7 protein-coding genes are annotated in these 9,199 nt (G+C 74.8%); 6 read left to right on the forward strand and 1 reads right to left on the reverse strand.

Annotated features, from left to right (window positions below):
* Nucleotides 1-12 precede the first annotated feature (12 nt).
* Nucleotides 13-2,871 (reverse strand): type 2 lanthipeptide synthetase LanM family protein, encoded by a 2,859-nt coding sequence (locus ACLJQM_RS19655; protein WP_410632282.1) that lies wholly within the window; start codon nt 2,869-2,871, stop codon nt 13-15.
* A gap of 423 nt (nt 2,872-3,294) precedes the next feature.
* Between ACLJQM_RS19655 and ACLJQM_RS19660 the strand changes: the two genes are divergently transcribed.
* The 6 genes from ACLJQM_RS19660 (at nt 3,295) to ACLJQM_RS19685 (ending at nt 9,191) form a co-directional block, all read left to right on the forward strand.
* On the forward strand, nt 3,295-3,780 hold the full coding sequence (locus tag ACLJQM_RS19660; RefSeq protein WP_360780650.1) for a cobalamin B12-binding domain-containing protein: 486 nt from the start codon (nt 3,295-3,297) through the stop codon (nt 3,778-3,780).
* Complete coding sequence (locus ACLJQM_RS19665; protein ID WP_247023752.1) at nt 3,777-5,027, forward strand: methylaspartate mutase; 1,251 nt, start codon at nt 3,777-3,779, stop codon at nt 5,025-5,027. Before ACLJQM_RS19660 ends, ACLJQM_RS19665 begins: the two co-directional genes overlap by 4 nt.
* A 31-nt stretch (nt 5,028-5,058) precedes the next feature.
* Nucleotides 5,059-6,042, forward strand: coding sequence for an asparagine synthetase A (locus tag ACLJQM_RS19670; protein WP_247023751.1), 984 nt, complete (start codon nt 5,059-5,061; stop codon nt 6,040-6,042).
* Nucleotides 6,039-7,292 (forward strand): glutamate synthase-related protein, encoded by a 1,254-nt coding sequence (locus ACLJQM_RS19675; protein WP_410632283.1) that lies wholly within the window; start codon nt 6,039-6,041, stop codon nt 7,290-7,292. Before ACLJQM_RS19670 ends, ACLJQM_RS19675 begins: the two co-directional genes overlap by 4 nt.
* Before the next feature lie 379 nt (nt 7,293-7,671).
* Entirely contained in the window at nt 7,672-8,988 is a 1,317-nt protein-coding gene (locus ACLJQM_RS19680) for an MFS transporter (protein ID WP_410632284.1), read from the forward strand.
* Nucleotides 8,985-9,191 (forward strand): MbtH family protein, encoded by a 207-nt coding sequence (locus ACLJQM_RS19685; RefSeq protein ID WP_125315379.1) that lies wholly within the window; start codon nt 8,985-8,987, stop codon nt 9,189-9,191. Before ACLJQM_RS19680 ends, ACLJQM_RS19685 begins: the two co-directional genes overlap by 4 nt.
* The last annotated feature ends 8 nt before the right edge of the window (nt 9,192-9,199 follow it).

Consider the following 9,199-nt stretch of genomic DNA (forward strand, 5'->3'; position numbering starts at 1 on the left):
GGCGGGTGCGGTTCAGCGGGTCGGGGGGCGCAAGAGCAGGGCGGACGGGACGCGGGGGCCGAAACCCAGCCGCAGCAGGCCGTAGCCGATCCCGGCCAGTCCGGTGAGCAGGCCGGGGGAGGGCACGCCGTCGGGGGTGCCGCAGCGCGCGCCGTCCTGTTCGACGGCGGTCAGCAGCAGGCCGGTCCGGGTGGCGAGCGCGGCTTCCGCGCCGGTGTGGCCGGTTTCGGCCAGCACGCCGAGGACGTCGGTGATGCCGGTTTCGCCGTGGCACAGGGACAGGTCGCGCAGCGGTTCCTGGGCGGCGAGGCGCCGGACCTGCTCGTCGAGGCCGCCGAGCACCGCCGGGTCGTCGGCGTAGGCGAGCACCTGGCCGGCCAGGCCGGAGCACCAGCCGTGCCCGGTCGCGGCCTTCGCCGGCGGCAGGGTCGCGGTCTCGCGCGGGTGCCCGGACAGGGCCCAGTCGACGCCGGCCGCGCCGTGCGCGAACCCGGGGTCGGCGAGATCGGGGTCGATGGAGCGGCTCGCGAGCTCGGCCGCGTACGCACCGGCGAGCACGGTGGCGAGGTCCATGCCGGTCTGCGCGGCGACCGAGCGCAGCGCGACCAGGCCGCCGGCCAGCCCGGTGGTGAACCGCGGGGACGTCCGCGGCGTCGGGGCCGGCATCACCGCGACCGTGCGCGCGCAGAGGTCCAGCAGGTCCGGCCGGTCGAGCAGCCGCGCGAGGCGGGCCGCGGCGTAGGCGACGCCGCCGAGCCCGAGCAGGCCGCCCGGCCCGGCCGCTTCGGCGAGGTCCGGGTCGGCTTCGAGCGCGGAAACCAGCGACGGCAGGCCGGAAACGGCCTTGCCGGCCAGGTCCCGGTAGCGGTCGATGCCGGTCAGTTCGGCGAGCTGGGCGAGGAACAGCGCCACGCCGGGGTAGCCCTCGCCGAGGCCGCCGCCCATCGGCAGCACGGTCCAGTACTTCTCGTCGACGAGCTCCAGCCCGACCCAGTTGACGCGCCCGTCCGCCGTGCAGGCGCGGGCGATGATGGCGTCGGCGACGCCGCACGCGGCGGAAAGCAGGTGCGCGGGCTCGGGGGTCTTGCTCGGCAGGATGCCGTCGCTGACGCCGCTGCCGGCGTGGGTCTCGGCGGCGGGCCGGGTGGCCAGCGCGGCGGAGATCAGCCACTCCTGGTCGCGGCGGTCGATCGTGGTCATGTCGGCGACCTTCGCCCGCACCGACGCCAGCGGCGTCGTGCCGAGCAGGCCGGCCAGCCGGTTGCCTTCGGCGTCCCAGACGTCGGCGGAGCCGGGCTCACCGGTGAACATCGGGACGTCGCCCGCCCACAGGTCGGTCAGCTCCGCGGCGACGAGCGCGCGTCGGACGTCGTCGGTGCTGTCGTCGTGCAGCAGCCCGAACGCTTCGTCGCGGGCGGCCGCGTCGGCCAGCAGCGACGGGTGCGTGGTCTCGTCGAGCAGCCGCGTGTAGAAGCTGGTGGGGCGGACCAGGACGCGGATCCCCGCGCCGGCGCAGCTTGCCAGCAGGGCGGCGAACTCGGTCGCGCCGGCGGCGATGGCGTCGTACCCGGCGCGGAACCCGGCCAGCAGCGCGGCGCCGTGCTCGGCCGGTTCGACGTCGACGCCGCCGAGGGTGGGCCGGTTGACGCCGGTGCCGATGCCGCCGGGCACCCGGACCAGCCGCATCCGGTCGGTGCCGGCGTCGAGCCAGTCGACGCGCTCCAGCGCCGGGGCCGCCGCGCGGCCGCCGCCGAGCCCGGAGATGTCCACCGCACCGTGCTCGCCGACGATCATCTGCGGCAGCAGCATCGTGCGGTGCACCGAGCGGGCGAGCAGCTCCGCGGCCGGGTCACTTTCGCCGCTCTCGGCCGGCAGCACCGGCTGGAACAGCGTTTCGATGTCGATCAGCACCGGCTGGTCGCCGGCCGCGATGATGTTCTCGAAGTGCACGTCGGTGCCGTCGAGGGCGTGCAGGAGGGCGAGCAGCACGCCCTGGCGGCGGTAGAAGCGGTCCACCTCGGTGAGGTCCGCGCACGGCCGGTGCTCGACGAACCGCAGCCAGCCGTAGCCAGGCCGGGCCAGCACGTCGACCGTCTGCAGCTCGAGGCCGGGGACGCGCGGGTTGAGCCAGCCGGCCAGCGCCGTGAACGCCGCGTGCAGGTCGAGCGGGCGCGGCTTGTAGACGACCCGCGCGCCGCTCGCGAACCGGAGTTCGCGGACCGAGCGGCCGCGCTGGTGCGCGTCGCCGGTGCCGCCGCTGACCTCGACCAGCGGGCCGGGATCGGTGCCGACGAACGCGGCCAGCGCCACGCGGTCGGCGTCGAACCGGGCCAGCATTTCGGTGGCGGCGGCGATGGCGTGCAGCGACGCCTGCGCGGCGAGCCGGGCGAGCACCGGGTAGCGGTGCAGCAGGTCGGTCAGGCCCGCGGGGGTGCCGGTCCGGCGGACGAAGTCGGCGAAGCGCGCCTGCGGCGTCTCGCCGTCGAGGATCTCCTTGTGCCGCGCCCTTCCGAGCTCCAGCACCAGGGTGCGGGCGGCGAGGCCGGCCAGCTGGTGACCGAGCTGCGCGGCGCAGCCGTCGGCGACCGGCGCGGCGTCGACGGCGGGCGAACCCGCTGCGGCACCGGCGATCGCGACGCGCACCGCGTCGGTGAAGGGGTGGAACACCGCGGCGAACGCCGTCCGCCAGTCCGCACTTTCACGTGAAAGTGCCGACCTGGGGGCCGCACTTTCACGTGAAAGTGCGGCCTCGGCGAAGTCCACCCACGCGGGGCGGGTGCCACCGGGGCGCCGCTCGTGCGGGGTCAGCCCGGCCGCCCACCAGGTGGGCGGGAGCGTCGTGGTCGCCGGGTTCGGCTGCGGGGGAATCACGGGATCGAGCATGCCAGCGGGTGACGCGGACCACATGGGGGTGCTACGCCCGCATTCCCGCGCGGCATGGGGGCGTTCTGGGGGTTCATGGGGGACCGCGCGGGGAAACGCCTGGTCGCGAAGTGGGGGATTAAGCCGTTCGGACGGGGCGGTTGCGCCGTCCGGAGGGCGGGCCGGACGCGGGTTCCGAGGCGGGTCCGGGGCCACGATCCCCCGTGCGGGGCACCGCCGGCACCCAGGTCTCCGCGCCTCATGCGCGCGGCCGCGACGCCCGCGCGCGAGGCGGACCGGGGGGCGGGACCGGCGCGGGAATGCGGGGCCGCCGCACCCATGTGCGCCGGGCGCCGGCCGATGACGATTCGTCGTGAGAAGTTCGCGGCCCGCACCGCGGACGTTCCCCGAACGCACAGGGAGCGACGCACGATGACCACCTTCCAGATCGAGCAGACCCCGGACCGGCCCGCCGTGTCCGCGGGGCCCCCGCTGAAGTTCGTCCTGTCCAGCGTCGAGTCCGACTCGCACATGTGGAACCTCGTCGCCCTCCAGCTGATCATGGAGGAAATGGGCCACGAGGTTGTCAACCTCGGTGCCTGCGTCCCGGTCGGGCGGCTGCTGGCTGCCTGCCGCGACGAGCGGCCGGACTGCCTGGTGATCAGCACCATCAACGGCCACGGCCACGTCGATGGCGCCCGGGTCATCTCCGCGCTGCGCTCCGACGCCGTCCTGGCCGGGCTGCCCGCCGTGATCGGCGGCAAGCTCGGCGTCCACGGCGACGCGAACAGCGCGCTGGAGGCCGAGCTGCTGGCGCTGGGCTACGACGCGGTCTTCCACGTCGGCGCCGGCGACTCCGGCCAGGCGATCGAGTCGTTCCGCGAGTTCGTCGCCGCGAACATCCGGACCTTGCGGTGACCGCTGCCCGGTCGGTGTTCAGCGCGTTCGTGGCCGAGCACCGCCGCCGCCGGACGCTCGTCGTCCAGCCGCGGATGGGGTTCTCGGAACCGGAAGCGATGCGACGCGGGCTGCGTGCGGTGGCCGGTGCCGGCGTCCCGGCCGTCGGCACCGTGACGCTCGACAGCTACACCCGCACCGGGCAGCACGACCTCGCCGCGATGTCCGTCCAGTCCGGGGTCCCGCTCAACGGCTTCCCGCTGGTGGCGCTGGGCCCCGCCGTCACCGCGGGGCTGGTGGCGGACCTGCCCGGGTTCCCGGTCCAGGTGCGCCACGGCTCGGCGCAGCCTGAAGACATCTTCGCCGTGATGCTCGAAGCCGGCCTTGACGCCTCCGAAGGCGGGCCGGTGTCCTACTGCCTGCCCTACAGCAGCGTCCCGCTGCGGACGGCGGCGAAGGCGTGGTCGCGCTCGGCGTCCCTGCTGGCCGGGCAGGCCGACCGGGGAGTGGACTGCCACCTGGAGAGCTTCGGCGGCTGCATGCTCGGCCAGCTGTGCCCGCCGGGGCTGCTCGTCGCGTTGTCGGTGCTGGAATGCCTGTTCTTCGCCGAGCACGGTGTGCGCAGCGTGTCGGCCAGCTACGCGCAGCAGACGAGCCCCGAGCAGGATGCCGAAGCGCTGTGGGCGATGCGGCGGCTGTGCGCCGAGGAACTGGCAGGCGTGGACCACCACCTGGTGCTCTACACCTACATGGGGCTGTTCCCGGAGTCGGCGGCCGGGGCGCGGGAGCTGGTCGCCGAGAGCGTCCGGCTGGCCGTGCGGACCGGCACCGAGCGGCTGATCGTCAAGACCACCGCGGAAGCGCACCGGATCCCGACCGTCGAAGAGAACATCTCGGCGCTGCAGCTGGCGCACGCGACCGCGCTGGCGGAACCCGCGCCGGCCGGGCCGCCGGGGGAGACCGAGGTGTACGCCCAGGCCCGGCTGCTCGTCGACGAGGTGCGCTCGCTCGCGCCGACGCTGACCGAGGCGCTGCCGGCGGCGTTCGAGCGCGGCCTGCTCGACGTGCCGTACTGCCTGCACCCCGACAACGGCGGCGAAACCCGGTGCGTGCTCGACGACGAAGGCCGCCTGCAGTGGTGGCACACCGGCCGGATGCCGCTGCCGCCCGCGCTCGGCGGCCGCCGCGGCGACGACCGGGTCAGCGCGACCCGGCTGCTCGCCGACCTGTCCTACCACCGCCGAAGGCTCGACCCGGTCCTGTCCTGATCCGCCCCGACCAGCTGGGAGTGAGAACGCCATGGAGCACACCGATCCGCCGGACCCGCGCACGCACCTGACCTCGGAGACCACCCGGCACGTGCTGGGCCTCCAGCACAAGCTGCTCACCGAGGCGCGCGCGTTCCTCGGCGCCCGCGGCTTCACCGAGCTGCTGCCGCCGGTGATCGGCCCGGTCACCGACCCGGGCGGGCGCGGCGCGAAGCAGGTGGACGTCGACTTCTACGGCCACCGCTACAAGCTGATGACCAGCGCGATCCTGTACAAGCAGGCGTCGCTGCTCGGCTTCTCGAAGATCTTCTACGTCGCCCCGAACGTGCGGCTGGAGCCGCTCGAGACGGCGAACACGAGCCGGCACCTCGCCGAGTTCCACCAGCTCGACGTCGAGGTCGCCGGCGCGTCCCGCGACGACGTGCTCGACCTGCTGCAGGACTTGGTGGCGCACGTGGTGCGCCGGGTCGTCGAGGACGCGGGCGACGTGCTGGAAGCACTCGGCCGCGACTCGGGCGCGTTCACCGACCTGCTCGGCGGCGCGTTCGGCCGGCTGTCGCACGCGACCGCCGTCGAGACGCTGCGCGAGCTCGGGCACCCGCAGAGCGCGGATGCCGAGATCGACTGGGCGGGCGAGGCGATCCTGTCCGAGAAGCACGCGCGGCCGTTCTTCCTCGTCGACTACCCGAAGGGCTCGCGCGGGTTCTACGACCGGGAAAGCGTTTCGGCGCCGGGTGTCCTGCGCAACTTCGACCTGATCGCGCCGGAGGGGTACGGCGAGCTGTGCTCCGGCAGCGAGCGGGAGCACGACTACGGCCGGATCGTCACGCGGATGCGCGAGACGGGCGAGAACCCGGCCAAGTACGCGTGGTACCTCGACCTGGTCCGCACCGGCATTCCCGCCAGCTCCGGGTTCGGCCTGGGGGTGCAGCGGTTCACGCGGTACGTGGCCGGGCTGGACGCGGTGTGGCAGGCGACGGCGTTCCCGAAGCTGCCGGGGGTGGTCTCGCCGTGACCGCGCTGAGCGCTGCCGGTTTCCCCGCCGACCAGGTCCGGGAGCGGGCCCGGACCGGTGCCGCGGCGGTGTTCCCGGACGCTTCTTCCTACGGGACGTCCCTGTTCGGCTCGGCTTCCGTTGCTCCCGCGGATCTGCTGGAGTCGGCGCGGCTGGTGCCGCCGGTGTTCGTCCCGCGGCGCCTGGAGAAGCTGATCGAGCTGGGCCGCGAGCCGCTGTACGGCGACGTCTCGCTGGCAGCGTCGATCGGCGGGTTCGCGTCTTCGCTGCCGCTGTACCTGTCGGCGTTCGGCTCGACGCAGGTGGCGGGCGCCGGCCTGGGCGCGGCGGCTTCGGCGCAGGCCGCCCGGCTCGGCATCCCGATGGTGATCGGCGAGAACGTCGTCCCGGTGCACGGCCACGGCCGGGCCGGCGGTCCGTCGGCGGGCACCCTGCTGGAGCGCCTGCGGGCGTACGGCGACGCGGTCCCGGACGGCCTCGGCGGCGTCGTCGTGCAGCAGAGCACGGAGGACGCGGACGCGGAGGTCTGGAACCTCGTGTACTCGGACCCGTCGGCGGCTCCGCTGCTGGAGTCCGGGCGGCTGGCGTTCGAGCTCAAGGTCGGGCAGGGCGCGAAGCCGGGGCTCGGCGGGATGACGCTGGTGGATCCCGCTGCCGCCGCTTCGCTCGCTTCCTTGTACTCGGTCGACCTCTCCCTGGGGTCTTCGGTGCTGCGGAGCAGTTCACCCGGGACGTTCACGCCGGAGATCCTGCGGCAGCAGATCCGCTTGATGCGCAACAACTTCCCGCGCGCCGGCGTCTGGGTGAAGCTCCCACCGGGCCGCGACGTCGCTTCGGCGGCGGCGGTGGCGTGGGGGGCCGGCGCCGACGCGGTGACGGTCGACGGCGCCGAGGGCGGTTCGGGCTGGACGCCGACGTCGTTCGGGCCGGTCGGGCTTCCGCTGGCGGAGTGCTTGACCCGGATCGGCACCCCGGCGGGCTGCCTGCTGGCTTCGGGCCGGATGTGGGAAGGCACCCGGGTGGCGAAGGTCCTGGCCCTGGGCGCCCGCGCGGCGGGTCTCGGCCGGGCGGCGCTGCTGGCGGTGGACACGGACCCGGAGTCGGGCCTGGTGCGGTTCGCGGAGGCGCTGGCGCTGGAGCTGCGGATGCTGATCAGCGCGCTGGGCCAGTACCAGCCGGACGCGCTGACCCCGGAGGACGTGTGGTTCCCGGGCACGCCGGAGCGAGTGGCGCACGAGGTGCTGTCATGACCCGCGCCGCGGCACCCCTGCGGCGACCCCGGGCGACGGCGGCGGCAGCGGGGGGTGCGTGGTGACCGCCGTGGACGAGCCGCGCACCGCGGCAGCCGGGCCACGTACCGCGGCGGCCGAGCCGCGTACCGCGGCGGCCGAGCCGCGCGCCGTGGCAGCAGAGCCGCGCACCGTGGCAGCAGAGCCGCGCACCGCGGCGGCCGAGCCGCGCATCGCGGCAGCCGGGCCGCGCATCGCAGCAGCTGAGCCGCGCGCGGCTGCGGCTGCGGCCGTGCCGGACGTTGCGGCGGGCGGGCCGGTGGCTGCGGCTGCCGGTGTGGGCACTGCCTCGCCCGCTGCGGAGGTTGCTTCCACCGTCGCCGCTGTGGTCGGTGGTTCCGTGACCGAGCCGCCCGCCGCGGCCGGCGGTTCCGTAACCGAGCCGTCGTCCGTCGCGGACGGCGACTCCACCGCGGTCGGAGGCACCACCACGTCCGAAGGCGGCGGCACCTCGAAGGCGCGGGCGCTGCCCGCTCCCTTCCTCGGGCTCGTCTTCGCCATGGGGCTCTCCTCCTTCGGCGACGCCGTCTGGCTGATCGCCCTTTCCGTCACCCTCGTCGGCACCGCCGGGCCCGCGCTCGCCGGGCTCGTGCTCGCGCTCGGTTCGCTCCCCAAAGTGCTCACCCTCCTGGTCGGCGGCGCCGTCGCCGATCGGACCGGGGCGCGGCGGGTGCTGATCGGCACCGATCTCATCCGGGCCGGGGCCATGCTCGGCGGGGCTGCCGCCGTGCTGCTCGCCGGGCCGTCCCTGCCGCTCCTCGCCGGGCTGATCGTCGTCATGGCCGTGGCCAGTGCCTTCTTCATCCCGGCCTCCGACGCGCTGCGGCCGAACCTGCTGCCGCCCGAGCACCTCGTGCGCGGCAACGCTGTCTACCTCGCCGCCGTGCGTGGGGGGCAGGCGGCCGGTGGGGCGCTCGGGTCGTGGCTCGCCGGGCTCGGGGGGCTCGTCGTCGTCGCCGCGGTCAACGGGGTCAGCTTCCTCGTCTCCGCCGTCGCCGCCGGGAACACCAAGACCCTCGCCAAGGCCGAACCCCGGGAGCGCGTCAAGGTCCGGCAGCTGGCCAAGGACGTCGGCGAAGGCTGCCGTTACGTCGCGAAGCGGCCGGCGCTGCGGGCCGCCATGATCGTCACCGGGCTGCTCGAACTCAGCGGTGCGGGGCCGATCAACCTCGGGCTCGTCCTGCTGGGCGGGAACCGGGGCGCCGGCTGGCTGCTCACCGCCATGACGCTCGGGGCGTCGCTCGCCTTCGTCGTCTCGGTCAAGTGGCCGCCGCGGGAGAAGGCCGGGCGGCTGGCCACCTTCGGGCTCGCCGCGCAGGCCGGCTGTCTCGCCTTGCTGGCCACGGGGAACCTCGCCGTCGGCATCGCCGCCTTCTTCGCGCTCGGCCTGGTCGCCGGCCTCACCGCACTCGTGCTCGTGAGCCTCGCCCAGCGGTGGTCGACGAAGGAGATGCGCGGGCGCGTGATGTCGATCCTCGCGCTGTTCACCCTGGCCGCCACGCCGGTCGGGAACCTGCTGATCGGCGTCATGGTCGAGGCGCTCGGCGTCCCGCTCACCATGTTCGCCCACGCCGCGGTCGCGCTCGTCGCGCTCGCCCTGCTCGTCGCCACCCCGGCACTCGGCCGGGCCGCACTCACAGAGGAGAAGAAATCATGAGCAACCCCTTCGAAGACGAGAACGGCACCTTCCTGGTCCTGGTCAACGCCGAGAACCAGCACTCGCTGTGGCCGTCCACAGTGGACGTCCCGGCCGGCTGGCGGACCGTGCACGGCGAGGACACCCGCGCCGCCTGCCTCGAGTACGTCGAGAAGAACTGGACCGACCTGCGCCCGGCGAGCCTCGTCGCCGCGATGCGCTGACCCTTCCC

This window comes from Amycolatopsis sp. cmx-4-83 (genome assembly GCF_046548815.1).
GTDB lineage: Bacteria > Actinomycetota > Actinomycetes > Mycobacteriales > Pseudonocardiaceae > Amycolatopsis > Amycolatopsis pretoriensis_A.

What these genes read in the sequence shown, in the direction of transcription:
- ACLJQM_RS19660 (WP_360780650.1), top strand. Translation starts at nt 3,295, where the DNA reads ATGACCACCTTCCAGATCGAGCAGACCCCGGACCGGCCCGCCGTGTCC.
- ACLJQM_RS19670 (WP_247023751.1), top strand. Translation starts at nt 5,059, where the DNA reads ATGGAGCACACCGATCCGCCGGACCCGCGCACGCACCTGACCTCGGAG.
- ACLJQM_RS19685 (WP_125315379.1), top strand. Translation starts at nt 8,985, where the DNA reads ATGAGCAACCCCTTCGAAGACGAGAACGGCACCTTCCTGGTCCTGGTC.